General features: G+C 64.2%; 20 protein-coding genes. 14 read left to right on the forward strand and 6 right to left on the reverse strand.

Features of this window, described 5'->3' with window-relative positions:
• Positions 1–68: 68 nt before the first annotated feature.
• From QCE83_RS01195 to QCE83_RS01215, 5 genes are all read left to right on the forward strand, one after another.
• Entirely contained in the window at positions 69–590 is a 522-nt protein-coding gene (locus tag QCE83_RS01195; protein ID WP_309807145.1) for a single-stranded DNA-binding protein, read from the forward strand.
• Positions 591–1,150: 560 nt separating this feature from the next.
• Complete coding sequence (locus tag QCE83_RS01200; protein WP_309811357.1) at positions 1,151–1,783, forward strand: response regulator transcription factor; 633 nt, start codon at positions 1,151–1,153, stop codon at positions 1,781–1,783.
• A 54-nt stretch (positions 1,784–1,837) separates the two neighbouring features.
• Positions 1,838–2,614, forward strand: coding sequence for a response regulator transcription factor (locus QCE83_RS01205; RefSeq protein ID WP_309807146.1), 777 nt, complete (start codon positions 1,838–1,840; stop codon positions 2,612–2,614).
• 116 nt (positions 2,615–2,730) lie between these two features.
• Positions 2,731–3,381 carry a response regulator transcription factor gene (locus QCE83_RS01210; RefSeq protein WP_309807147.1) on the forward strand — a complete coding sequence of 217 codons (651 nt, stop codon included), beginning with the start codon at positions 2,731–2,733 and terminating at the stop codon, positions 3,379–3,381.
• 195 nt (positions 3,382–3,576) lie between these two features.
• Positions 3,577–6,504 (forward strand): ATP-binding protein, encoded by a 2,928-nt coding sequence (locus tag QCE83_RS01215; protein WP_309807148.1) that lies wholly within the window; start codon positions 3,577–3,579, stop codon positions 6,502–6,504.
• 51 nt (positions 6,505–6,555) lie between these two features.
• On the opposite strand, the gene QCE83_RS01220 is transcribed toward QCE83_RS01215, so the two are convergent.
• Positions 6,556–7,485, reverse strand: a complete 930-nt coding sequence (locus tag QCE83_RS01220; RefSeq protein ID WP_309807149.1) for a LysR family transcriptional regulator — start codon at positions 7,483–7,485, stop codon at positions 6,556–6,558.
• A 495-nt stretch (positions 7,486–7,980) separates the two neighbouring features.
• Between QCE83_RS01220 and QCE83_RS01225 the strand changes: the two genes are divergently transcribed.
• The 3 genes from QCE83_RS01225 to QCE83_RS01235 all read left to right on the forward strand — a co-directional run bounded on the left by QCE83_RS01225 (position 7,981) and on the right by QCE83_RS01235 (position 10,744).
• On the forward strand, positions 7,981–9,153 hold the full coding sequence (locus tag QCE83_RS01225; RefSeq protein ID WP_309807150.1) for a porin: 1,173 nt from the start codon (positions 7,981–7,983) through the stop codon (positions 9,151–9,153).
• A 207-nt stretch (positions 9,154–9,360) separates the two neighbouring features.
• Positions 9,361–9,807, forward strand: coding sequence for a CHRD domain-containing protein (locus QCE83_RS01230; RefSeq protein ID WP_309807151.1), 447 nt, complete (start codon positions 9,361–9,363; stop codon positions 9,805–9,807).
• A 10-nt stretch (positions 9,808–9,817) separates the two neighbouring features.
• Positions 9,818–10,744 (forward strand): alpha/beta hydrolase, encoded by a 927-nt coding sequence (locus tag QCE83_RS01235; RefSeq protein WP_309807152.1) that lies wholly within the window; start codon positions 9,818–9,820, stop codon positions 10,742–10,744.
• On the opposite strand, the gene QCE83_RS01240 is transcribed toward QCE83_RS01235, so the two are convergent.
• Positions 10,714–11,562, reverse strand: a complete 849-nt coding sequence (locus QCE83_RS01240; protein ID WP_309807153.1) for an EcsC family protein — start codon at positions 11,560–11,562, stop codon at positions 10,714–10,716. The two genes, QCE83_RS01235 and QCE83_RS01240, sit on opposite strands and share 31 nt — an antisense overlap.
• Positions 11,563–11,672: 110 nt before the next feature.
• Between QCE83_RS01240 and QCE83_RS01245 the strand changes: the two genes are divergently transcribed.
• On the forward strand, positions 11,673–13,268 hold the full coding sequence (locus tag QCE83_RS01245) for an MFS transporter (RefSeq protein WP_309807155.1): 1,596 nt from the start codon (positions 11,673–11,675) through the stop codon (positions 13,266–13,268).
• 16 nt (positions 13,269–13,284) lie between these two features.
• Positions 13,285–13,755, forward strand: a complete 471-nt coding sequence (locus QCE83_RS01250; RefSeq protein ID WP_309807156.1) for a MarR family transcriptional regulator — start codon at positions 13,285–13,287, stop codon at positions 13,753–13,755.
• On the opposite strand, the gene QCE83_RS01255 is transcribed toward QCE83_RS01250, so the two are convergent.
• The gene (locus tag QCE83_RS01255; protein WP_309807157.1) at positions 13,752–15,026 is read right to left on the reverse strand and encodes an amino acid deaminase; all 1,275 of its coding nucleotides are present in this window, start codon (positions 15,024–15,026) and stop codon (positions 13,752–13,754) included. The two genes, QCE83_RS01250 and QCE83_RS01255, sit on opposite strands and share 4 nt — an antisense overlap.
• Positions 15,027–15,203: 177 nt before the next feature.
• Between QCE83_RS01255 and QCE83_RS01260 the strand changes: the two genes are divergently transcribed.
• From QCE83_RS01260 to QCE83_RS01275, 4 genes are all read left to right on the forward strand, one after another.
• Positions 15,204–16,091 carry a MurR/RpiR family transcriptional regulator gene (locus QCE83_RS01260; protein WP_309807158.1) on the forward strand — a complete coding sequence of 296 codons (888 nt, stop codon included), beginning with the start codon at positions 15,204–15,206 and terminating at the stop codon, positions 16,089–16,091.
• A 2-nt stretch (positions 16,092–16,093) separates the two neighbouring features.
• A complete protein-coding gene (locus QCE83_RS01265) occupies positions 16,094–17,572 on the forward strand; it encodes a D-aminoacylase (RefSeq protein WP_309807159.1) in 1,479 nt (492 codons plus the stop codon).
• A 28-nt stretch (positions 17,573–17,600) separates the two neighbouring features.
• Positions 17,601–17,987 carry a RidA family protein gene (locus QCE83_RS01270; protein WP_309807160.1) on the forward strand — a complete coding sequence of 129 codons (387 nt, stop codon included), beginning with the start codon at positions 17,601–17,603 and terminating at the stop codon, positions 17,985–17,987.
• Positions 17,988–18,236: 249 nt separating this feature from the next.
• Positions 18,237–19,673 carry a trypsin-like serine protease gene (locus QCE83_RS01275; protein ID WP_309807161.1) on the forward strand — a complete coding sequence of 479 codons (1,437 nt, stop codon included), beginning with the start codon at positions 18,237–18,239 and terminating at the stop codon, positions 19,671–19,673.
• A 60-nt stretch (positions 19,674–19,733) separates the two neighbouring features.
• Here QCE83_RS01275 and queF read toward each other — a convergent pair whose 3' ends face one another.
• Genes queF through ilvA form a run of 3 tightly spaced genes read right to left on the reverse strand, consistent with a single transcriptional unit; the run spans position 19,734 to position 23,019 of the window.
• Positions 19,734–20,558: an NADPH-dependent 7-cyano-7-deazaguanine reductase QueF gene (queF, locus tag QCE83_RS01280; RefSeq protein ID WP_309807162.1), complete on the reverse strand. Its 825-nt coding sequence runs from the start codon at positions 20,556–20,558 to the stop codon at positions 19,734–19,736.
• Complete coding sequence (locus QCE83_RS01285) at positions 20,555–21,490, reverse strand: 5'-nucleotidase (protein WP_309807163.1); 936 nt, start codon at positions 21,488–21,490, stop codon at positions 20,555–20,557. Before QCE83_RS01285 ends, queF begins: the two co-directional genes overlap by 4 nt.
• A gap of 5 nt (positions 21,491–21,495) precedes the next feature.
• Entirely contained in the window at positions 21,496–23,019 is a 1,524-nt protein-coding gene (ilvA, locus tag QCE83_RS01290; protein ID WP_309811361.1) for a threonine ammonia-lyase, biosynthetic, read from the reverse strand.
• Between the last annotated feature and the right edge of the window lie 254 nt (positions 23,020–23,273).

Here is a 23,273-nt window from a genome sequence, read left to right on the forward strand (position 1 = left end):
CCGCCTGAAGCGGAATCGCCCGGTGCAGTGCGCGGCCGACAGCAAGCAAGGTATCTACCGGAGAAATCATGGCATCAGTCAACAAGGTCATTCTCGTGGGCAATCTGGGCGCCGACCCCGAAACCCGCTACCTCCCGAGCGGCGACGCCGTGGCCAACATCCGTCTCGCCACGACGGACCGCTACAAGGACAAGGCATCCGGCGAGTTCAAGGAATTGACGGAGTGGCACCGCGTCGCGTTCTTCGGCCGGCTGGCGGAAATCGTCAACGAGTATCTCAAGAAGGGCTCGTCGGTGTATATCGAAGGGCGCATCCGCACGCGCAAGTGGACCGATCAGGCGGGACAGGAGCGCTATTCGACCGAAATCGTCGCCGACCAGATGCAGATGCTCGGCGGACGCGGCGGCGCGGGTGGCGGCGATGACGGCGGCTACAGCCGCAGCGCGCCGGCAGAACGCTCGGGCGGCGGCGGACGTGCGCCTGCGGGCGGCCGCGCGGGCGGTGCCGGCGGCGGCGGCGGCGGCTCGGGCCGTCCGGGCGCGCCGGCCGGCGGCGGCTTCGACGACATGGACGACGACATCCCCTTCTGACATCGCGTCGCCGATCTGCAGAAAACAAACCCCGCCTGGCGCGGGGTTTTTTTTAGCGGCGCTTCGCGTGAGCGGCTAAGCGCCGCGGATACACGCGGTATGGCTGTTACCTGTCGAATTCGCTTGAGAAATGGCAAGCCGCCAGAACACGGATTTTTTTCCTTTTTGCGCCGTCCTCTGAATTTAGGCCTGACTTCTCCCTTTTTTTATCGGGCCGTATTAATCTGTAACTCAGCGACGATGAAGCGACGCACATAACGCCAATATCGGAAAGTAAATCCGGTCAATCGGAATAATCTGATGGTCGTCGGCATACGTGCACTCTATCTTGAAAGCTAACACGCTGTAACTACTGAAGGAACGGACATGTCTGCTTTCAATGCGGCTATTCAGCGCTGTTTGCTGCACAGAGCGGCGGCTAATAATTTTTTTAACAGCAATGACTTCCGATTGATTCCGAAATTCAGGTAAAGCATTGACTTTGATGCATTCTAAAAGCTCGTTCAGACAAGAGCAGTTAATCAGATAAACAGTATGAGGGCCCTTTGAAACTTCGCGTAATGCTGGCCGACGATCATCCCTTCGTCCTAGTCGGGATGAAAGCGTTGCTTGATTCAGACGAGGCAATCGAAGTCGTCGGTCAGGCGAATAACGCGAGCACCTTATTGGCTGAACTCAAGCGTGTCGCATGCGACGTGCTCGTCACCGACTTCGCCATGCCGGAACACGGCGCGGACGCCAAGGATGGGCTTCGTCTCATCCGCACCGTGCGGGACGAGTTTCCGCAAGTCAATGTCGTCGTGCTGACGAGCGTCACGAACGTCGCCATCCTGCGTTCCATTCTGAACGCCGGCGCGATGGGCCTCGTGAACAAGGCCGAGCCTATCGAATACGTGGCGAGCGCCGTGCGTCATGCCAGCGTGGAGCGGCGATACGTGAGCGCGTCGTTCGCGGCGTCGCTGGCTGAGGCGGGAGCCGAAACCGACTTTCCTTCCGAGACTTTGCCGCTTTCGCCGCGGGAAATCGAAGTCGTGCGTTTGTTCGCGCAGGGTCATTCGATCACCGAGATCGCCCGGGAACTCGACCGCGACGTCCGCACGATCAGCAGGCAGAAGCGCGACGCCATGAACAAGCTCGGCGTGCGCAACGATCCCGGCCTGTTCGCCTTCGTGCGCGCACGCGGTTTGAACTGACCGCGCGGCTTTTCCGTTCGGCTCTTCTGTTCGAGCTCTTCCCTGGAGGTTCAGATGCACTATTCCTATCACCATGCTTCGGCATCTGATGCAGGATTTCCGGCGCGTGCGGCGGAGGCGGACGTGCGCGATGCAAGAACGTCGGTCGCGGCGCATCTCGTCGACCAGGCGAAGGTGTTCGCGCACGGCGACCGCATCCGCCTCGCGATTGCGGACGACCATCCGCTCGTCATTCTCGCGGTCGAGCGGCTCGCCGCGCAATTCCCCAACGTGGAGGTGATGAGCCGCAACGCGAATTCCACCCAGCTCGACGAGTCGCTCGCACGAACCCACTGCGACGTGGCGATCGTCGATTTCTACATGCCGGGAGGACGCTTCGGCGAAGGCGTCGAGATGATCCGGCATCTGGCAGAGCGCTATCCCGCGGTGCATCTCGTCGTCCTGTCGCGCAACGGCGACGCGGCGCTCGTCAAGCAGGCGCTGGAAGCCGGCGCGCACGCCTTCCTCAGCAAGGAAGACCGGCTCGATCTCATCTATCTGGCCATCGTGTCGGTGCTGGCCAACGAGATTTATCTCGGGCCCACGATCCGCCGCGTGCTGACGCTTGCCGACACCGAAAAGCAGGCGCGTTTTATCCGGCAGCGCCTGACGAACCGCGAACTCGACGTCATCGAGCGGTATGCGCGCGGTGCGAACATCACCGAGATCGCGCGGGATCTGGAGCGCAGCGTGAAGACAATCAGCGCGCAGAAATGCGCGGCCATGCGCAAGCTGGATCTGGCCTCGGATGCGGCGCTGTTCCGCTTCATCGCGGACAGCGGCCTGATCTGAAGCACGGCACTGAAGCACGGCACTCAAGCAGGGCGCGCCGGGAAACACGCTGTCACCGGGACAGGTGCTCGTCCTCGAGGTGCGCGCCAGAGGTCCTCAGGATATTGCTGGAAGCTATGAGAATCACCACGCCGATCCGCGCGATCGTTGCGGACGACCATCCGGTCGTCGTGAAGGGCGTTCAGGCATTTCTCGAACGGGACGGACGATTCGAGGTCGTCGCGACCGCACAGGACACGCAGGAACTGGCGGAGCGGCTGGACGCGACGCCATGCGACTACGTGCTCTCGGACATCGGCATGCGCGGCATGGCGGGGGAGAGCAGTTCCATCGGCTTTCTGAAACATCTCTTCTGGCGCAAGGCGCGCCCGAAGGTCATCGTGATGACCATGATCTCGCAACCGCGGATGCTCGCGGGACTCATCCAGCTCGGCGTGGACGGCGTGATCGACAAACGGGACGGGCTGCCGTGCCTGAGTCAGGCCATCGCGATGGCCGCAACGGGAAAGCGCTTTCTGTCGCCCGGCATCGAAGCTGCGCTGCGCGGCGTGCCGGTCGCCGCGCCCGCCCGCGCGGGCGTGTTGAGCTGCCGCGAATGGGAAGTCTTCCAGATGGTTGCGCGCGGCCTGCTGGTACACGAAATCGCCACACATTTCGGGCGCAGCCGCAAGACCATCGCGACTCAGAAACGCAGCGGCATGCGCAAGCTGGGGCTCGAATGCGAAGCGGATCTCATCGTATTTTTCCGTCAGGTAGGACTGGTCTGAATTTTGGGTGAGGCATGCACGGCGTAGCCGCACGTCATTTGGGAGGGTTCTGATTCGGTGCACGGCGAAGACCCGTCAGACTAGAAGGGCATCGTTCCGACGCCGCGCCACATCGAGCATCGGCGGGAACAATGCCTGGCCGTGGCGCGAACCAGCCGGCCTGCTTGAGAGAGGATCGAATTGAGAGTGCCGTCAGTGTCGTTTGCCCGTTGTCTGGTGCTCCTGTGTTCATTGACGCCGCTGGCCTGCCATGCCGCGGACACCGGCCTGAGCATCACCGACCTGCGCCTGTTGCCCATGCTCATCGGCGTCGTGGCGGTGTTTTTCGTGACATTGCGTGCGCTCATCCTCTTGCAACGGGAAATGGCGAAGCGAATCGAAACCGAACAGCGGCTCGGCACCCAGCTCAGCTTCCAGCAAACCATGATGGAAGTCGTGCCGTATCCGCTCGTCGTGAAGGACATGGAGAACCGCTACATCGCGGTGAACCGCGCCTTCGAGCAAGCGCTGGGCGTGCGGCGCGGAGACATTCTCGGCCACACCAGCCTCGAAGTCGCGGCGTGGGGACATGAACAAAGCAAGGTGCTGCACGAACTCACCAGCACCACGCTCGCCACGGGCCAGCGTCAGGAACTCGAGGCACAGTTTTGCGACAACCTGAAGAATCCGCGCTGTGGCCTCTTCTGGACGGGCGCGTTCGCAGCGTCGAACGGCGAATGGGCCGGCGTGATCGGCACCATGATCGACATCACGGACATCCGCAACGCCGAAACGCGCGCGCGGCAGACCGAGCGGCGCCTGCATGACGTCACGCGTTCGCTGCCGGCCGTCGTGTTTCAGCTGCGCCGCGCGAGCCGGGGCAAATACAGTCTTCCGTATATTGACGGCGACACGCGGCAGCTGCTCGGTCTGGACGTCGCGGTGCTGGCCGACGAGCCCATCCACGCACTGACCCACGTGCATGCGGAAGACAGTGCGCGTCTGGTCGAGGAGATCGAGATGTCGGCGCGTACGCTCGAACCGCTGCATACCGAGTTCCGGTCCACCGTGCAGGGCGTCACGCGCTGGATTCGCGCCGACCTCGTCGCGCATCGCGAGGAAGACGGCGCGGTGGTATGGAGCGGCTATTGGGCCGATGCCAGCGTCGAGCATGCGCGAGCCGAGGAGCTCGCGCGGGCGCGTGATATCGCCGAAGCCGCCTCGCGCGCCAAGGACGACTTCCTGGCCATGATGAGCCACGAAATCCGCACGCCGATGAACGGCGTGCTGGGGCTCGTCGAGGTGCTGGAAAACACGCCGATGAATTCGGACCAGTCGCAGATGCTCGGCATGATCCAGGATTCGGCGAGCGCGCTGCTGCACATTCTCGACGACCTGCTCGACTACTCGAAGATCGAGGCGGGACGTCTGTCGATCGAAGCCACGCCCATCGACCTGCGCGAGCTCGTGGACAGCGCGGTCGGCCTGCTCGCCACGCGTGCGCATGAGAAAGGCTTGCGGGTGCGCGTGGACGTCGCGCCGGAAGTGGCGGCCATCGTGCGCGGCGACAGCGTGCGGTTGCGGCAGATTCTGTTCAACCTGATGAGCAACGCCATCAAGTTCACGATCAAGGGCGATGTCTCGCTGCATGTGTACACGGTCGAGCAGCGCGAGACGGAGCAGGTGATCGAGCTGTGCGTGAAGGACACCGGCATCGGCATCGCAGCCGAGGCGCAGGAGAGCCTGTTCGAGCCTTTCGTGCAGGCCGAGACCTCCACCACACGACGCTTCGGCGGAACCGGGCTCGGGCTCACCATCTGTAACCGGCTGGTCGAACTGATGGGCGGCACGATGACGCTCAAGAGCGCGGTCGGCGTCGGCACGGCCATGACGGTGCGCCTCAGCATGCCGGTCGACACCCGGCAGTATCAGGTGGGAGGACTGCGCGGCAAGCGCGGGATCGTGGCCATCGACGACGACCGGCTGGCACAGGCGCTCCTCAACTATGGCCAGGCGCTCGGCCTGCAACTGCAACGCCGCGCGCCGGCGGAACTCGTGGCGTCCGGGTTCGAGGCGTGCAGGCACACGGACATCGTCTTCCTCAGCGACGCGCACAGAACGTCCATGCCTCGGGGCGCCTGCGTGATCCACCTCACCGAGAAGCCCAAGCCCACCGGCTATCGCATTCTCGACGACGACATTCGCGTGAGCGTGAATCCCATATCCTGGCACGGGCTCGGCGCGGCATGCGTGGCGGCCTGCACCGGCATGCCGCAAGTCGCCGTGCGCGCCCAGGCGCACGCCGCCCACGCCGTGTTCGGCGGCGTGTCGAAGATGGCGGCGCCGGATCGCGCGGATGCGCTGCGCAGCGGCAAGCTCGTGCTCGTCGCCGAAGATCATCCGGTCAACCAGGAATTGATCCGGCATCAGCTGGCGCTGCTGGGTTTCGCCTGCGACGTCGTGCACGACGGAGTCGAGGCCTTCGCGGCGCTAGCGGACACGCGCTATGGCTTCCTCATCACGGATTGCCACATGCCGAACATGACGGGCTACGAACTGGCGCGCCGGGTGCGGTCGGCTGAGCGCGAGACGGCGCACCGCCTGCCGATCCTCGGCATCACGGCCAGCACCGCCCCCGACGAATTGCGACGCTGTCGCGAAGCGGGCATGGACGATTGCCTCGTGAAACCTACGCGGCTGGCCACGCTGCGTGAGCATCTGAATCGCTGGCGCGTTTCGGCAGCCGTAATCACCGAGACGCAGACGCTCGCACCACCGAGCCGTGGCGTCTCGCTGGAAGACAGGGATGAACTTGATCTTGCCGCCATGGCTCAGGTATGGGGCAGCGAAGTCACCGTGCGGGCGCTGCTCGATGCATTCGCCTCCTCATTCCGCGAGGACCTGCTCGCACTGCGCAAGCTGCTGTTTCACGGCACGCTGGACGAACTGCGTGACTGGCATCATCGGGTCGTCGGCGCCGCCAGTGTGTTGCAGTACCGGCCGCTGCTCGACGCGCTCGAAGTGTTCCGTCGCGAGCTGCCCGCCCAGTCGGCCGAAATCCGGCAACGCGAAGGTCTTGCGCTGATCGAACGATGTGAGCAACTTGTCGAGCGCATTCACACGCAGGGCGCTGCGCTGATCTGAGGGTTCCTCTCTGTACCGGGTACAGGTGACAAAGCCTCAGGAACCGGATGGCTACACTACGTCGCGCTTTTCACCCGATGGTTCATGGCTGCGAAAATAGTCGAGCGCGAAATCGACGAAAGAACGTGTCTTGGCCGAAACGTGACGACGCCCGGGATAAACAATCGACACTTCCTTGTCGGCGTCCTTGATGGTGTAGTCCGGCAACAGGCGCAACAGCGAACCGTCCCGCATGTCCTGCCTGACATGGCTCTCCGGCAACACGGCGATGCCCATGCCGAACAGCGCCGCTTGTCGCAGCATGGTCATGCTGTTCACCGTGTAAGTCGGATCGAGCGCGACACTTTCCACTGCGCCCGAGGGGCCCGAAAACGACCAGGTCGAACCGTGAATGTCCGCCGACGGCGCAAGGAAAGCGTGGCGGCTCAACGCGGCCGGCCGGTCCGGAACGCCGCTCCTGCCCAGATAGGCGGGCGAGGCCACCAGCGTTGCCCCGATCCTGAACAACGGCCGGTTGATCAGCATGCCGCTGTTGACCTGATGCGCGGTGACGATGCCGACATCGAAACCTTCGGCGACGAGATCCACCGGACGATGCAGCAGCGTCAGACGAAGCTTCACGCCTGGAAAGCGGTCGTGAAAATGTCCGAGCATCGGCGTGAGACCGAGCAGCGCGAACGAGGCCGATGCTACGAGCTTGAGCGTGCCCGAAGGATCGGCGGAACTGTTCGTCACCGAAGCCTCGACTCCCTCCACTTGCTCGATGACCGCGCGGCATCCTGCTGCGTAGAGACGGCCGGCCTCGGTCAGGGACACGCTGCGCGTGGTCCGGTTCAACAGGCGCGTATTCAGATGCGATTCCAGTAATGAAACATAACGGGTGACCACGGCATTGGAGAGATCCAGCGCGGCGGCGGCGCGTCCGAACGATTCGGTTTCCGCGACCTTCGAGAAAACGCGCATGGCGTGGAGAAGATTCATGACAGGAAGAACAAGCGGTCGAACGCGGAGCGAATGTCGAATCAACGCGAAACCAGCGCGCTGATTGATTCGGCTCCGCGCTTACCGGCGTGATAAGCGTGCGCGATGTTATGAGCGTGATTCGACACAAGGCAATCGGATCAATCCGAAGCTATAGCGGTGTCGGGATACGACCACGGCGTGGCCACTACGCAGCGAAAGGCCGGTCACTGTCGCATGCGCGCAACTTCAAGACCTCGGACGGTCGTGGCGCTTCAGACAACGCCTTGGATAAGTGCGCGCAACCCAAGGGTTTTCCCATATCGAAAATGGGCTTTTCGAATTATTCGAAAAGCCTTTTGCGATTCCTTTGCCGGCTTCTCAAAAAAAGCGGGCCATAAACTTTGCCGTGCCGAATTTCGGACAGAGGCTAAACGAGCAATGTGTTGATCCGCTCGACAAGCGTTCAGCCGAAGCAACCCATCGGGTCCGCAGGACTCACACAAAGGAATACGCATGAAAAAGAATCTCATCGGAGCGGCCGTGGCGGCCATCGCTGCATCTTTTGCGACGGCGGCGAGCGCGCAAAGCAGCGTCACGCTGTACGGTGTGCTCGACGTGGGCATGACCTTCGTGAACAACGTTGCCACCGGTGCGCCGGCCGGCCAGCCGCAAAAGGGGAGCTTCCGCGGCCTCACCAGCGGCAACCTGCAGGAAAGCCGTTGGGGTTTGCGCGGTTCTGAAGATCTGGGCGGCGGCATGAAGGCCATCTTCACGGTGGAAAGCGGCTTCAGCGTCAACAACGGCCAGACGAACGACAACGGCGCGACCTTCGGCCGCCAGGCATGGGTCGGGATGCAGTCGGGCTTCGGTACGGTCACGTTCGGCAAGCAGTTTGATTCCGTCGTCGACTACCTCGGTCCGCTGAGCGCGGCAGGCACGTGGGGCGGTACGTATTTCGGTCACGTCGGCGGCAACGACAACCTGAACAGCGACTTCAGCATCGCCAACTCCATCAAGTACCAGAGCCTGAACTACGCCGGCCTGTCGTTCAGCGGCCTCTATGGCTTCTCGAACAACGCCAACGGCTTCGCCGACAACCGCGCGTACAGCTTCGGCGCCGGCTACACGAATGGTCCGCTGAAGCTGGGCGCGGCCTACATGCAGGCCAACGGCGTGAACTCCACGACCAATGGCGCAGTGACGGGCGAACAGTTCACCAACACGTTCGGCTTCGGTCCGGCCACCGGTCAGCGTCAGCGTACGTTCGGCGCAGGCGCTGCGTACTCGATCGAGGCCATGACGTTCGGCGGCGTGTGGACGCAAAGCCGTCTGGACAACACGGCGCTGGAAAGCGGTTCGCTCGTGATCAACAACTACGAAGTGAACGGCCGCTATCTGCTGACCCCGGCGCTCGCGCTCGGCGCGGCCTATACGTTCTCGACGGCCAAGGCCAGCGGCTACGGCAAGAGCACGGACACGGTCAAGTACCACCAGTTCGGCGTGCAGCTTGACTACGCGCTGTCGAAGCGCACGGACTTCCACGTCGAAGGCGTGGCGCAGATCGGCTCGGGCGGTGCGGAAGGCTTCTACCCGACCGCGGCAATCGCCAACTACAACAACGCGTTCGGCGCGTCGTCGAGCAGCCGTCAGGTGCTCGTGAACACGGGCATCCGCCATCGCTTCTGATATCCGCACGAAGTGAAGCGGCGCGCCTCGCTGCGAAAGCAGCGCAGCGCATGATCAAAGGGCACCTCCGGGTGCCTTTTGTTTTGCTGTGCGCCGCACCGCGTGGCCACCTGCGCCGTCGAGGGGAATTGCACTACCATGGCATGCACCGGGCGCAGGAGCGAAGACCATCGATGCGCCGCTCGGGTCGCCACCAGGAGCGCAAACATGATTTCGACACGCCGATCCCCTGTCCGCTGGACCGCTGCATGGGCGTTGCTGTTGCTGGCATCGGGTGCGGCCCATGCGGATGCCGTCGCGCTGAAAGCCAACCTGCAACCCTCGAGCGAAGTCCCGCCGCGCGTGAGCAAGGGTCATGGCACGCTCGACGCGACCTTCGACACCGACACGCACGTCCTCGCCTGGACCGCGACCTATGCGGAGCTGTCCGGCCCGGCGACGATGGCGCATTTTCATGGCCCGGCGCCTGTCGGGCAAAACGCCAAGGTGCAGGTGCCGGTCGACAAGAAAGCGCTTGCCAGTCCCATGAAGGGCCAGGCGACGCTCAACGAGCAACAGGTCTCGGACCTGATGTCCGGCCAATGGTACTTCAACATTCACACGCAAGAGAACCCGACCGGGGAGATCCGCGGTCAGGTCATGCCGTCGAACTGAGCGCACGTCGATGAGCTGGCAGCGCGCGCTGGCCTGCTGGGCATTGCGTACGCGTATCCGTCCGCATACCTTGCGGCCTGAACTTGACGTCGAACTGGCTCGCTCTTATGCGTCGCGTCGGGTGTGGACGCCGCGCGTGCCGAAGGGCTGGCGGCTGACGGTCCGCGCGTCCGGTGACGAATGGCTCACGAACGAGGCGCACTCGCCGCGGACCATCCTCTATCTTCACGGCGGCGGTTACTACTTCTGCTCGCCGCGCAGTCATCGTGCGATTACGTTCAGGCTCGCGGCGCAGGCGCGCGCCAGCGTGCTGTCGCTCGATTACCGGCTGGCGCCCGAACATCGCTTTCCCGCTGCCGTGGATGACAGCATCGCGGCGTATCGACGCTTGCTCGAGGAAGGCACGCCCGCACATTCGATCGTCCTCGCCGGCGACTCGGCGGGCGGCGGCCTCGCGCTCGCAACCTTGCTCGCGTTGCGTGACGCCGGCACGCCGCTGCCGGCAGCGGCGGTCCTGTTTTCTCCGTGGACAGACCTGACCTGCGGCGGTGAGTCGATGCGGACGAACGAAGGCCGCGATCCGATGTATCACGCAGCGGTGTTTCCGCGTGTCGCCGCGCAGTATCTCGGCGGCGCCGATGCGCGCCATCCGTATGCGTCGCCGCTGTTCGGCGAATTTGCCGGCCTGCCGCCGTTGCTGATCCAGGTCGGCGACACGGAACTGCTGCTGGACGACTCGACGCGCGTCGCCGAGCGGGCGCGCGCCGCGGGCGTCGCGGTGAAGCTGGATGTCTGGCGCAACGTGCCGCACATCTTCCAGATCTGGGCGCCGTTCATGCCCGAGGCGAGCGCGGCGCTGAAGCGCGCGGCGGCGTTCATCGAAGAGGCAACGGCCTCACGCGAAGCTCATCGGCCGCCCATCACCTCGATGGTCTGATACGCGCGCTCGACGGCCGCGCCACCATAACGGCGTTCCAGCCTGCGCACGGTGAAGTGTCCGTGCGCCATTTGCTGGAAGTGATCGATGAACACGGTATTGACCATGGCGCCGAGCACTGCGCCGATCGCCGGGATCGACTTGGCGGCCACCTGCTCGCTGACCTGCACCGAGAAGCGCGACGCGATGGTCTGCAGGAACTTGAGAAGCGCCGTGGAGCCGTGGCTGCCCAGGCCCTTCGCCGCGATCTCGCTGGTCGCGCGCGAGACCGACTGCGCCAGCGCGCCGCGCACGATGAAGTAGCCGAGATCGGCGTTGTCGTCGCTGGCTTTCGTGCCGCCCATGCCGAGCACCATCAGACATTGCAGTTGCGTCTCGACGCGCTGCAGGTCTTCGCCCTCGCTGCGCGCGATGTCGCAGATCGAGCGGAACATCAGCGTCGTCGTGACCGGCAATTCCACGGGCAGCGCGAACAGGCCGAACGCGCCGCCCGCCGCGCCCGTCGTCGCGACGGCAAGCTTGTGCATCAGGTTGTGCGGCTTGTCGGGCGGCGGCGCCAGCAGCGATCCGGACGGCGCACTCTTGCCGATCGTCCGCAGCGCCAGTTGCAGGCACTTCCGGAGTGCGAGCTGGGTCGCTTCGTCGACTTTTTCCTGCGCGGCCCCCGGCAGCCTTCCGAGCAGCTTCTCGATCGGCGCGCCGACGACGCTCGCCAGTTTCATGGTCAGTGACGGACTCTCCAGCAGCTCCTTGGCGCGGGACAGGGCGGCGAAATCGTCGGTGGAAAGCGGGGAGGTGATGATCGGCGTCGGTTCCATTGCGATATGTTCGGTACGTAGCGTAAGCAGTAGAGTGCCACGCGGATTGGATGATCACAGCGTGCTATGATTCCCGTTCCGTTGACTAGTCAATCGTTGCGCTCACAAAGATGGCCGTACATACCGCCGCGCATCACTCCAGCGGACAGGTTCTGCCCTTCCGCGAATCGCTCATGGCGATGCTGGGCGTCTCTTTCGTCACCATGCTGGTGGCGCTCGATCAAACCGTGGTGGGCACCGCGCTGCCGACCATCGTCGCTGAACTCAAGGGCTTCGACCTCTACGCCTGGGTTGCCACTTCCTACTTGCTGACCTCCGTCATCACGGTGCCGATCTTCGGACGGCTCGGGGACTATTACGGGCGCAAGCCGTTCGTGATTGCATCGATCGTGGTGTTCACGGTCGCCTCGGTGCTGTGCGGGCTCGCCAACAGCATGATGTTCCTGGTGCTCGCGCGCGGCCTGCAGGGGATCGGCGGCGGCATGCTGGTGGGCACCGCGTTCGCCTGCATCGCGGATCTGTTTCCGGACAACGTCGTGCGCCTGCGCTGGCAGGTGCTGATGAGCTCTGCGTTCGGCATCGCCAATGCGGTCGGGCCGTCGCTGGGCGGCTTTCTCACGCAGTACTACGGCTGGCGCTCGGTGTTCTACGTCAACCTGCCGGTGGGCGTGATCTCGCTGTTCTTCGTGTGGCGCTTTCTGCCGCATCTGCGTCACGTCGTCCACAAAGGCAAGATGCGGCTGGACTGGCCCGGTGCGCTGCTGATCGCGGCGTCGCTGGGCGCGCTGCAACTGTTCGTCGAGATGCTGCCCAAGCACGGCTTCGGCGTGGCAACGGCGGGCCTGCTCGTCGTCGCCATCGCGGCGAGCTTTGGCTTGTGGCGCTGGGAAAAGCGCTGCGACTACGCCATCCTGCCGATCGACATGTTCCGCAACCCGGCGCTCGCCGCGCTCTTCACGCTGGCGATCCTCGGCGGCTTCACGATGTTCTCGCTGCTGTTCTACGCGCCGCTGTTGTTCCAGGGCGGCTTCGGCATGTCGCCGAAGGATGCGGGCGTGATGATCACGCCGCTCGTGGTGTTCATCACGATCGGCAGCATCGTGAACGGACGCATCGTGACGCGCCTGAAGAACGCCAACCTGATGCTGTATGCCGGCTTTTCGCTGCTGGCGCTGTCGTGCCTGGGCGTCGTCGTGGCCACGCACAACATGCCGCGTTCGCTGTTGCTGGTGGTCATGCTGCTCGGCGGCCTGGGCCTCGGCTTCGTGATGCCGAACCTCACCGTGTTCGCCCAGCAGACGGCAGGCCGCGCGCATCTCGGTATCGCGACCGCGCTGCTGCAATCGCTGCGCATGATCGGCGGGATGATCGGCACGGCGCTCACCGGGACGCTTGTGAGCCAGCTGTATGCGAGCGGCGTGAACCTCGCGCTCGACAAGGCGCATGCGCTGCGCTGGGCCGGCGATCTCTCGGATCCGCAGATCCTCATCAACCAGGACGGGCAACAGGCGCTGCTCGCGCAACTGAGCGCCGCAGGCCACGACGGCGCGATGCTGCTCGAGTCCGCGCGCGAGTCGCTGGTGGCGGCGATCCACATCGGGCTGGCGCTGGCGGCGCTGATCGCGGTGGTATCGGTATGGCAGTCGCGGCGTGTTCCTCCGGTGCGCCTGAAAGGGCCGCAGGAACCGGTCATCCTCGCCGAATGAGCACGGAAATCACAGCATGAACGAACAAGACCGTATCGCCGTCATCCAGCAGTTCGGACGCACTTATCGGGCATTCATGTCGGCGTTCGAGACGGCCGTCGGTCAGCCGATGCCCCGCTGGCGCATCCTGCTCGCGCTGCACGAGCATGCGGGCGTGCTGTCGCAGAAGAAGCTCGTCGAGCACCTCAAGGTCGATCCCGGCGCGCTGACGCGGCAGTTGAAGACGCTCGAAGGACTCGGCTGGATAATGCGCAGCGTGGACGCGCGCGACAATCGCGTGTCGAATGTCGCGCTGACGGCGCAAGGCCGGGCGATCGCGCAGGAAGGCCTGCCGCGCCGCAACGCGTTCCTGCACGACACGATGGCATCGCTGCCCGACGAGGCCATCGAGGCGTTGTCTAGCGCCTTGCACATGTTCGAGGGACGCATCCAGGACGTGGCGGCCGCCAGTGCATCGCAGGCGGCCGCGCTCGAGGCGAAGGTTTAAAAGAACGTTTCGATCACTTCGGTGACGCGATACTTCGGATCGACGACGAGAATCTGACGCCACTTGTCGAAGGTGAGGCAGGGGTGCGAGATGTCGAACGCGATCATGTCGCCCACTTTCAGATCGTCGCCCGGACGGATGCGCAGATACGCGTGCTGATCCATCAACCCGAAAATTTCCCAGCCTTCTTCAGTCGCGATGTCGCGTGGCGCGTCGTTGCCCGGACGATAGTGCTTCGCCGGTTCCGGCATGCCTGCGTCGAAGGCGGAATCGCGCTTGCCGAGCCCGATGATTGCGCGGTCCGGCTCCGGAATCGACTGCACGTACGCCCACAGTTGCAGCGCCGGCTTCAATCCCTGGCCCATTTTCTTCGCGATCGGATTGCGCGCGAAGATCTCGTTCTGGGCCTTCTTGTAGATGCCGACATCGTGCGTCAGATAGCAGCCCGGACGCAGCACGACTTCGATGGCATCGCTATGGGCCTTGGCGAACTCGTCGGCGACCACGTCGTACCACGCAGAGCCCGCGCCGGAGAGGATCGCCGGCTGGCGCGCGATCTTGCCGTCGGCGATCAGCGCGCGCGTGACATCGACGGCGCCTTTCAGGAACTCGCGCACCCGCGCTTCGTCCTGCAGCACGCCTTCATACAACTCGATGCCCGCCAGTTCGATCGTGCTCGGCCAGCGCGCGATGGCGGCGAGCACGGCGTCGCGCTGGGCGTCGTCACGCACGCCGGTGCGGCCGCCCGGCACGCCGAGCTCGATCAGCACATTGAGCTTCTTGCGCACCGAGCTGAAGAATTCACCGAGCTGATCGACGCCGTCGGCTGAATCCACCAGGCAGAAGAATTCGAAATTCGGATCGGTGAGCAACTCGGCGATCATGCCCATGTTGCGCTTGCCGACCAGCTGGTTCGCCATCAGCACGCGATGCACGCCGCCGCGATACGCCGCGCGCACCTGATGCGCGGTGGCCAGCGTGATGCCCCACGCGCCGGTTTCCAGCTGACGGCGGAAGAGTTGCGGCGCCATCGTGGTCTTGCCGTGCGGCGCGAGCTTGACGCCGTATTCGCCGACGAACGCCTGCATCCACTTCAGGTTGTGCTCGATGCGGTCCGCGTACAGCACGGCGGCAGGCAGGCTGACATCTTCCTCGAGCAGGTTCCATTGCAGGCGCGCCGCGTCCTGCAACTGGATGCCCGTGCCCGGCACCATGCCGAGGCCCTTGCCGAACGGGTCGATCGCGGGGCTTTGATAGTTTGTAACTTTCATGCGCTGCTGCTCCATCGTCCATTTAAATAGATCCGGGCACCGTCTCACGTGCTCCGAGGTTGACGCTAGGATAGTAACCAAAGTAGCATCCGGGATGGAAATGTTATTTAGTAACATCGTCGCGAATCAAATCGTGAGCCGAATCGTGAGTCAAATCGTGAATCAAGTGCGCACGCCATGAACGGCCCGTCTCATTCCATCGGTATCGACATCGTCGCACGCATTGCGGAGCGCGCGCCCGAACTGCGCGACGCGGAACGCAAGGTGGCGGCGCTGATTCTCGACGACATCGTGGCCGCGTCGCGCGCGAGCATTGGCGCGCTGGCGGACAAGGCGGCAGTGAGCGTCGCGACCGTCACGCGGTTCGCGAAGGCTGTGGGCTGCGAGGACGTGCGCGAATTGAAGCTGCGGCTCGCGCAGGCGGCGGGTGTCGGCCAGCGCTTCCTGACGCGCGATGCCGACGCCGTGCCGGCTTCGCTGGCGGCGCGCATCTTCGAGGAAGTGCAGGGCACGCTCGCGCAGAACCAGGGCGCGCTCGCGGCGGCGCCGGTGGCCGAGGCCGCCGATGCGCTTTCCGCCGCCGCGATGATCTACGTGTTCGGCATGGGCGGCGGCTCGACCGCGCTCGCCGATGAAATGCGCTTTCGCCTCGTGCGGCTCGGCCGGCCGGTGGCGTCGTATCAGGACGGACTGCTGCAACGGATGGTGGCGTCGACCTTGTCGAAGGAACACGTCGTGGTCGCGCTCTCGGTGACTGGGCAGACGCCGGAGATGGTCGAAAGCTGCCGGCTCGCGAAGCAGTACGGCGCGCGCGTGATCGCGCTGACCGCGCCGGCGTCGCCGCTCGGCGTGCTGGCCGACTGGCTGATCCCGGTCATCGCGATGGAAAGCGACTTCATCTACAAGCCGTCGTCGTCGCGCTACGCGATGATGATGGCGCTCGACCTGCTCGTCACCGAACTCGCCGTCAAGCAGGCCGACACCAGCCGCGAACTGCTGCGCCGCATGAAACATGCGCTCGACGCGCATCGCGGCGGCGGCGAACGTCAACCCTTGGGAGACTGATGATGGAACAGGCCGATACGCTGATCGTCGGCGCGCGTGTGATCGACGGCACGGGTGCGCCCGCTGTCGCGCGCGATGTCGCGGTGCGCGACGGACGCATTGTCGCGATCACGGCGCCCGGCGGCTTGTCCGGCTGGCGCGCCGACGACACCTTCGATGCCACGGGCAAGGTGCTCGCGCCGGGCTTCATCGATGTCCATACGCACGACGACACCCACGTGATCCGCGCGCCGCAGATGATGCCGAAGATCACTCAGGGCGTGACGACGGTGATCGTCGGCAATTGCGGGATCAGCGCGTCGCCGGTGACGCTGAAGGGCGCGCCGCCCGACCCGATGAACCTCCTCGGCGACGCCGCCGCGTTCCAGTATCCGACCTTTGCCTCCTATGTCGCGGCGGTGAACGGCGCGCGTCCGGCGGTGAACGTCGGTGCGCTGATCGGCCATACGGCGCTGCGCAGCAATCACATGGACCGGCTCGACCGTGCCGCCACCGGCGACGAAATCGCCGGCATGCGCGCGCAGCTGGAAGAGGCGCTGGCGCACGGCGCGCTCGGTCTGTCGAGCGGTCTGGCCTATGGCTCGGCGTTCAGCGCGCCGCCCGAGGAAGTGCAGGCGCTCGCCGAACCGCTGGCGCAAGCGGGCGCGCTCTACACGACCCACATGCGCACCGAGTTCGACGCCATCCTCGATGCAATGGACGAGGCCTATCGCGTCGGCCGCCATGCGCGCGTGCCGGTGGTGATCTCGCATCTGAAGTGCGCGGGGCCGTCGAACTGGGGGCGCAGCACGGAAGTGCTGAAGTCGATCGACACCACGCGCGCGGGGCAGCCGGTGGCGTGCGATTGTTATCCGTACAACCGCAGTTCGTCGACGCTCGATCTCAAGCAGGTCACGGGCGACATCGACATCACGATCACCTGGTCGACGCCGCATCCCGAGATGGCGGGCAAGCTGATCCGCGAAGTGGCCGACGCGTGGCAGGTGACGCAGCAGGAAGCCGCGAAGCGCTTGCAGCCGGCGGGCGCGGTGTATCACAACATGTCGGAAGACGACGTGCGGCGCATCCTCTCGCATCCCGCGACGATGGTCGGTTCGGACGGCTTGCCGAACGATCCGTTGCCGCATCCGCGTCTGTGGGGCGCGTTTCCGCGCGTGCTCGGGCACTACGCGCGCGACACGGCGCTGATGCCGCTCGAGGAAGCGGTGCGCAAGATGACGAGTCTTTCTGCGCGGCGCTTCGGTTTGACCGAGCGCGGTGAAGTGAAGGTGGGCCATCACGCCGATCTGGTCGTGTTCGATCCCGAGCGCGTGCGCGATGCCGCCACTTTTGCGCAGCCGCAGCAGGCGGCGGACGGCATCGACGCGGTGTGGGTGAATGGGGTGCTGACGTATCGCGAGCGGGCCGTGACCGGCGCGCGCGCGGGACATTTCGTTGCGCGCGGCGCGGCATCTAAGCTCGATGCGCGCGGTGCGTTCTAACACTGTTTTTGAATCAAGGAGTGAAGCGATGAAGCGTTATGGCGTGGAAGGCGGCAAGGGACAAGGCGGCGCGCATATGCCGTTCGCACGCGCGGTCGAGGCCGATGGCTGGCTGTTCGTGTCGGGCCAGACGCCGATGGAAAACGGCGAGGTGATCAACGGCGGCATCGTCGAGCAATCGCACAAGGCGATTCAGAACGTGCTCGCGATCCTGCAGGAAGCGGGCTACGGCACGGAGCACGTCGTGCGCTGCGGCGTGTGGCTGGACGATCCGCGCGACTTCGCGTCGTTCAACAAGGTGTTCAAGGAGTATTTCGGCGCGAACCCGCCGGCGCGGGCGTGTGTCGTGTCGTCGATGGTGATCGATTGCAAGGTCGAAGTGGATTGCGTCGCTTATAAGAAGGCGGCTGCGTGAAGTATTCCTGAGTTCGTTTCGCTCGTGCGCGAGCAAAACGCATGCGGTCGTCTAATTAAGACTTTTCTTAGTCGGCCTGCTTCCAGTTAAGCATATTCTTAGTCCGCGCCGCAGATCCGTTCGTAACGGATGGGCGGCGCGAGCCGTTCGACCTTCCTGACGGCTGTGACTCCCGAACAACGCACTCGCATGAGATGTTTAGCCATGCAGATGACGTTGCTCGTCATGTGAAACTGACTGGAGGCAGGAATGAAGCGCAATCTATGGGGTGTTGGGCTGGCGATGCTGACCGCCGGCTCATCGGTTCAAGCGATGGTGATCGACGAGGCCACCTTCACGTATTACGGCGGAAGCACCGCGGACGTACCTAACAGTATCAAGACAGGTAACGACAAACTACGCGCCTTCAGTTACGAGGAGCCGTGGCTCGTTGTCGGAAACCTCGGCTCGTGCACCGCGACGTGGCTGGGCGACAAGGATGGCTGGAGCTATGTGCTGACGGCCGCGCATTGCTTCGGGTATCAAGCGACCGAGACCGCGGTCAACCTGACACTCACATTGCCTGACGGTGTCGTGGCGGCATCGGGGGCCGGCACCGCGTATGTGCCGCAGGAGCGGATCAAGATTCCGCCGGGCATGGGTCGCGCATCCACGGACATCGCCATCCTGAAGCTGCCGTTACGCAAGGCGATGCTCAACGCTGCCGGCAGGCCTGTCGAACGTCCCATTCTGAACGACTCGCTGGACGAGAAGGGACTTGATGTCATTTACGTCGGCTATGGCAGCTGGGGCGTCGGCCTGAACGGCAGCGGCGCCTACCAGCCGGCCAAAGGTGAACGACGGCTCTACGGACGCAGCCGGATCGACTCCATTTTTGAACGCGACTACGGCATGAGCGCGAGTTACCAGCCCGTGGGGCCCTCGGCGTTCTGGGCTCGGTTATCGCCAGGTGACAGCGGATCGGCTTGGTGGCAGATGCGTAACTTGAAGCCGGTCATCATCGCGACGTCCTATGGCATAACCGACACGAACACCATTGGCGCGCGAGTCGCCAAGTACGCAAGCTGGATCAAGTCCATCTACCCCGAGGCGCGCTTCCTGTCCTCCGAGCAGCCGCAAGGTTGCATTGTCAGCGTGGCGAACGGCGCGAGGTATTGCTTGCCCGCCGGTCAGAGCGCGGGCTACTCGCTGCCGTCCTGGATCATCGGACAAGACGTTTATGTCGACGCAGCGCCAGGAACCGCGGTAAAGCTGTCGGACTACGACAACCTCTCCTACGGGCGTGTGGCGAAGTTCGTCGGAAGCGTTGAGAATGCTTCGCTCAAGAAGATCAAAGCGGATAACGGCCAGATGCTCGATTTCTCCCGGCCGAGATCGATGAGCGTGATCGCCGATGCGACGCCGCTCGGTTGCATCGTCAGCTTGACGTCCGGCACCGAGTATTGCCTGCCGGGGGGACAGCGCGCCGGCTATGCGCTGCCGCCCCGGATCTACGGTCAGGAAGTGCAGGTCCAGGCAGCGCCCGGCCTCGCAGTCAAGTTGTCGGACTATGAAAACCTGTCCTACAACCGGGTCGCCACTTTTCCCGGCGTGGTGCAGAACTGGGAACTCAGGGACGTAAAGGCGTGGGACGGTCAGAACCACGATTTCTCGCGGCCTCACTCGATGGAGGTCGTCCAGCAATAACGGGTCTTTCGGGAAGGCGCCGGCGGGGCAGGCTCCCTGCATCGAGGGAGCCTGACGCGTTCATTGCCGCGCCAGCCGCGCATTATCCGGCATCGGCAGATTGAAGTTGGTGCGGAACGGGTTGATATCGAGCCCGCCGCGCCGCGTATAACGCGCATACACCGCGAGCCGTTCCGGCTTGCACTCCCGCATGATGTCCATGAAGATGCGCTCGACGCATTGCTCATGAAACCCCGTATGCCCGCGATAGGACACGATGTAGCGCAACAGGCCCGCGTGATCGATCTGCGAGCCGTAGTAGCGGATCTGCACGCTGCCCCAGTCCGGCTGGCCCGTCACCGGGCAGTTCGATTTCAACAGGTTCGAGAACAGCGTCTCGTCGACGGGCGTCTCACCGTGCGCCGCGCTCAGCAATGACGGATCGGGCGAGTACACGTTGCAATCGAGGTCGAGCCGGTCGAGCGACAGGCCGTCGAACTCTTCCATCACGAGCTTGCCGAAATCCGCGGGCGCGCTGAGCTGCACGGACACCGTCGCGCCGCAGATCGCCGACACGTCGCGCTTGATGGCGGCGCGCACGTCGTCGATGGAATCGAACGGCGTCTGCGCGAACGATCCCAGATACAGCTTGAACGACTTCGATTCCACGATGTTCGGCGCATCCGCCGGCACGAAGAACGTGGCGACCGCAATCTGCGGCTTGCCGTTGCGGTTCAGCCACGAGAGCTCGTAGGCATTCCAGATGTCGGTGCCGAAGAACGGCAGCCGTGCAGGGACGCCGATCGCATCGCGCGCGCGCTTGCGGTCGATCGCGAACAGCAGCGACGCATCGTACTGTTCGGTGTAGTGGACGGGCTTGCCAAGCGGAGATTGATCGGGTGTCATGTGGCGTTCGCTATGCCGCTGAGAACGTGTCCCGTGACCGTGACGTCGCGGGCCGATTCGCAATGGCGAATTTGATCGTCGAAGAAAAAGTCGGGCTCGAATTCCCGCAGGAAGTCGCCCTTGTCGAGGCCGCCCAGGAACATCGCTTCGTCGATCTCGATGTTCCAGGCCATCAGTGTCCGGATCGCGCGCTCGTGTGCAGGCGCCGAGCGGGCAGTGACCAGCGCGGTGCGGATGTGCATCGGCGGGCTGCCGTTCGCGGGCGTCGTGCCTTCGCGCTCGCCTTGCGCGGCAATGCGCTGCAGCTTGTGAAGGGCGGCGAGCAGCGGTTTGAGCGGTCCGCCCGGCAAGGGCGAATCCTTCTTGTCGAGTTCGTGGCCAATGAACGCCGGCAGGCCGCTCTCCTGAAAGACGCGCTCGGCTTCGTCGGAAAAGATCACGGCGTCGCCGTCGAAGGCGATGCGAATCTCATGGGCGTAATGGCTCGCCGCGACGACCGTTTCGGGCAGAACGCCGGCGGCGGGGAAGCCGGCGTCGAGCGCTGCCCGCACATCCTCCGGATTCGCCGACAGAAACAGCGAAGCGCGCAGCGGCCGCAGATAGCGGAACGGCGAGCGCCCGCGCGTGAAGACGCCGCGCTCGATCGCCAGGCCATGCTCCTTGCACGAGCGAAACGCGCGCAGGCCGCTGATGGGATCGCTGCGCGACAGGATCACGACCTCGACACGTTGTTCCTGTGTGTTGAGCGCGAGCAGCTTGCGGATCAGGCTGAATGCGACACCGGGTTTCGCGGGCGTATCGAGCCGCGAGCGTTGCAAGGCTTCGTAACGCGCAAGATCGCCGGTTTCGAAGACGCTGTTCTCTTCTTCGAAATCGAACAGCGCGCGCGACGAAATCGCGACGACGAGCTTGTCTTCGAGCGTGAACGCCATCGTGGTCAGCCGAGGAACAGCCGGTACACCGGATTCGCGCCTTCGTCCCACCACGGATAACCGAGCGTCGCGAGGAAACGCTCGAACTCCGCGTTGTCCGTCTGCGGCACCTGGATGCCGACCAGAATCGAGCTATAGTCCGCGCCCTGGTTACGGTAATGGAACAGGCTGATGTTCCAGTCCGGCGCCATCGACGACAGGAACTTCATCAGCGCGCCCGGCCGCTCCGGAAATTCGAAGCGCAGCAGGCGTTCGTCGCGCGCGAGCGGCGAGCGGCCGCCCACCATGTAGCGGATGTGCTGCTTCGAGAGTTCATCGTGCGACAGGTCCACGGTCGCGAAACCATGTTCGACGAAGGCCGTCATCATCTGCGCCGTTTCCTTGCGCGACTTGATCTGCACGCCGACGAAGATATGCGCGGCTTTTTCATCCGCGATGCGATAGTTGAACTCGGTCACGCTGCGGGTGCCGACCAGTTCGCAGAAGCGCCTGAAACTGCCGCGCTCCTCGGGAATCGTCACGGCGAACACCGCCTCGCGCGCTTCGCCCACTTCCGCGCGTTCCGCGACGAAGCGCATGCGGTCGAAGTTCATGTTCGCGCCCGAGGTCACCGCGATCAGCGTCTTGCCCTCGATGCCTTCGCGCTCCGCATACAGCTTCGCGCCCGCCACTGCCAGCGAGCCCGCCGGTTCGAGCACCGAGCGCGTGTCCTGGAACACGTCCTTGATGGCGGCGCAGAGGGCGTCGGTATCGACGGTGATGATGTCATCGAGCAGTTCCCGGCATAGGCGGAAGGTTTCCTCGCCGACCAGCTTCACCGCGGTGCCGTCCGAGAACAAGCCGACCTCGCTCAACGTGATGCGCTCGCCCGCCTTGACCGACTTCGCCATCGCGCAGGAATCCTCGGTCTGCACGCCGATCACCTTGATCTCCGGACGCACGGCCTTGATGTAGGCCGCCACGCCGGCCGCCAGACCGCCGCCGCCGATCGGGCAGAAGATCGCGTGGATCGGGCCCTGATGCTGGCGCAGGATTTCCATCGCGACGGTGCCTTGCCCGGCGATCACGTCGGGATCGTCGAACGGATGCACGAAGGTCAGGCCGCGTTCTTCCTGAAGCTGCACGGCGCGCGTGTAGGCGTCGCTATAGGATTCGCCCGCCAGCACGATTTCGACCGTCGGGCCGCCATGCGTGCGGATCGCGTCGATCTTCACTTGCGGCGTGGTGGTCGGCACCGCGATCACCGCGCGGCAGCCGAGCCGCGCCGCCGACAGCGCCACGCCCTGCGCATGATTGCCCGCCGAGGCCGTAATCACGCCGCGCGCGAGTTCGTCGGCAGAGAGGTTCGCCATCTTGTTATAGGCGCCGCGAATCTTGAAGGAGAACACCGGCTGGTTGTCCTCGCGCTTCAGGAACACGGCATTGCGCAGGCGCGCCGACAGATTGTTCGCGGGTTCGAGCTCGCTCTCCCGCGCGACGTCGTACACACGCGCGGTCAGCACTTTCTTCAGGTAGTCGGGATGTGTCATGCGGGAAATCGTCACGCGGCACGCATGCGTGCGGGTTTTGAGGGCGAAAGCATCCATGATAGCGCCTGTCGCGCTCGTCGCCGCTCCCCCATATGTTCCGACCGTCCGGACGGTCGTGCAAAAAAGCGTCGAAAATGCCATGAACGCGTCGCGAATGTACTAGCAAAAAGCCCTTCCGCCTGCTAGCGCCCGGCAACGCGCGTCATGATCCTGGGTTAGAATTTCCTTTTACGTATCAGCAATCAGGATCGGCA

The sequence above is a fragment of the Caballeronia sp. LZ034LL genome, assembly GCF_031451215.1.
GTDB lineage: Bacteria > Pseudomonadota > Gammaproteobacteria > Burkholderiales > Burkholderiaceae > Caballeronia.

What these genes read in the sequence shown, in the direction of transcription:
- QCE83_RS01195 (WP_309807145.1), top strand. Translation starts at nt 69, where the DNA reads ATGGCATCAGTCAACAAGGTCATTCTCGTGGGCAATCTGGGCGCCGAC.
- QCE83_RS01200 (WP_309811357.1), top strand. Translation starts at nt 1,151, where the DNA reads ATGCTGGCCGACGATCATCCCTTCGTCCTAGTCGGGATGAAAGCGTTG.
- QCE83_RS01205 (WP_309807146.1), top strand. Translation starts at nt 1,838, where the DNA reads ATGCACTATTCCTATCACCATGCTTCGGCATCTGATGCAGGATTTCCG.
- QCE83_RS01210 (WP_309807147.1), top strand. Translation starts at nt 2,731, where the DNA reads ATGAGAATCACCACGCCGATCCGCGCGATCGTTGCGGACGACCATCCG.
- QCE83_RS01220 (WP_309807149.1), bottom strand. Translation starts at nt 7,485, where the DNA reads ATGAATCTTCTCCACGCCATGCGCGTTTTCTCGAAGGTCGCGGAAACC.
- QCE83_RS01225 (WP_309807150.1), top strand. Translation starts at nt 7,981, where the DNA reads ATGAAAAAGAATCTCATCGGAGCGGCCGTGGCGGCCATCGCTGCATCT.
- QCE83_RS01230 (WP_309807151.1), top strand. Translation starts at nt 9,361, where the DNA reads ATGATTTCGACACGCCGATCCCCTGTCCGCTGGACCGCTGCATGGGCG.
- QCE83_RS01235 (WP_309807152.1), top strand. Translation starts at nt 9,818, where the DNA reads ATGAGCTGGCAGCGCGCGCTGGCCTGCTGGGCATTGCGTACGCGTATC.
- QCE83_RS01240 (WP_309807153.1), bottom strand. Translation starts at nt 11,562, where the DNA reads ATGGAACCGACGCCGATCATCACCTCCCCGCTTTCCACCGACGATTTC.
- QCE83_RS01245 (WP_309807155.1), top strand. Translation starts at nt 11,673, where the DNA reads ATGGCCGTACATACCGCCGCGCATCACTCCAGCGGACAGGTTCTGCCC.
- QCE83_RS01250 (WP_309807156.1), top strand. Translation starts at nt 13,285, where the DNA reads ATGAACGAACAAGACCGTATCGCCGTCATCCAGCAGTTCGGACGCACT.
- QCE83_RS01255 (WP_309807157.1), bottom strand. Translation starts at nt 15,026, where the DNA reads ATGAAAGTTACAAACTATCAAAGCCCCGCGATCGACCCGTTCGGCAAG.
- QCE83_RS01260 (WP_309807158.1), top strand. Translation starts at nt 15,204, where the DNA reads ATGAACGGCCCGTCTCATTCCATCGGTATCGACATCGTCGCACGCATT.
- QCE83_RS01265 (WP_309807159.1), top strand. Translation starts at nt 16,094, where the DNA reads ATGGAACAGGCCGATACGCTGATCGTCGGCGCGCGTGTGATCGACGGC.
- QCE83_RS01270 (WP_309807160.1), top strand. Translation starts at nt 17,601, where the DNA reads ATGAAGCGTTATGGCGTGGAAGGCGGCAAGGGACAAGGCGGCGCGCAT.
- QCE83_RS01275 (WP_309807161.1), top strand. Translation starts at nt 18,237, where the DNA reads ATGAAGCGCAATCTATGGGGTGTTGGGCTGGCGATGCTGACCGCCGGC.
- queF (WP_309807162.1), bottom strand. Translation starts at nt 20,558, where the DNA reads ATGACACCCGATCAATCTCCGCTTGGCAAGCCCGTCCACTACACCGAA.
- QCE83_RS01285 (WP_309807163.1), bottom strand. Translation starts at nt 21,490, where the DNA reads ATGGCGTTCACGCTCGAAGACAAGCTCGTCGTCGCGATTTCGTCGCGC.
- ilvA (WP_309811361.1), bottom strand. Translation starts at nt 23,019, where the DNA reads ATGACACATCCCGACTACCTGAAGAAAGTGCTGACCGCGCGTGTGTAC.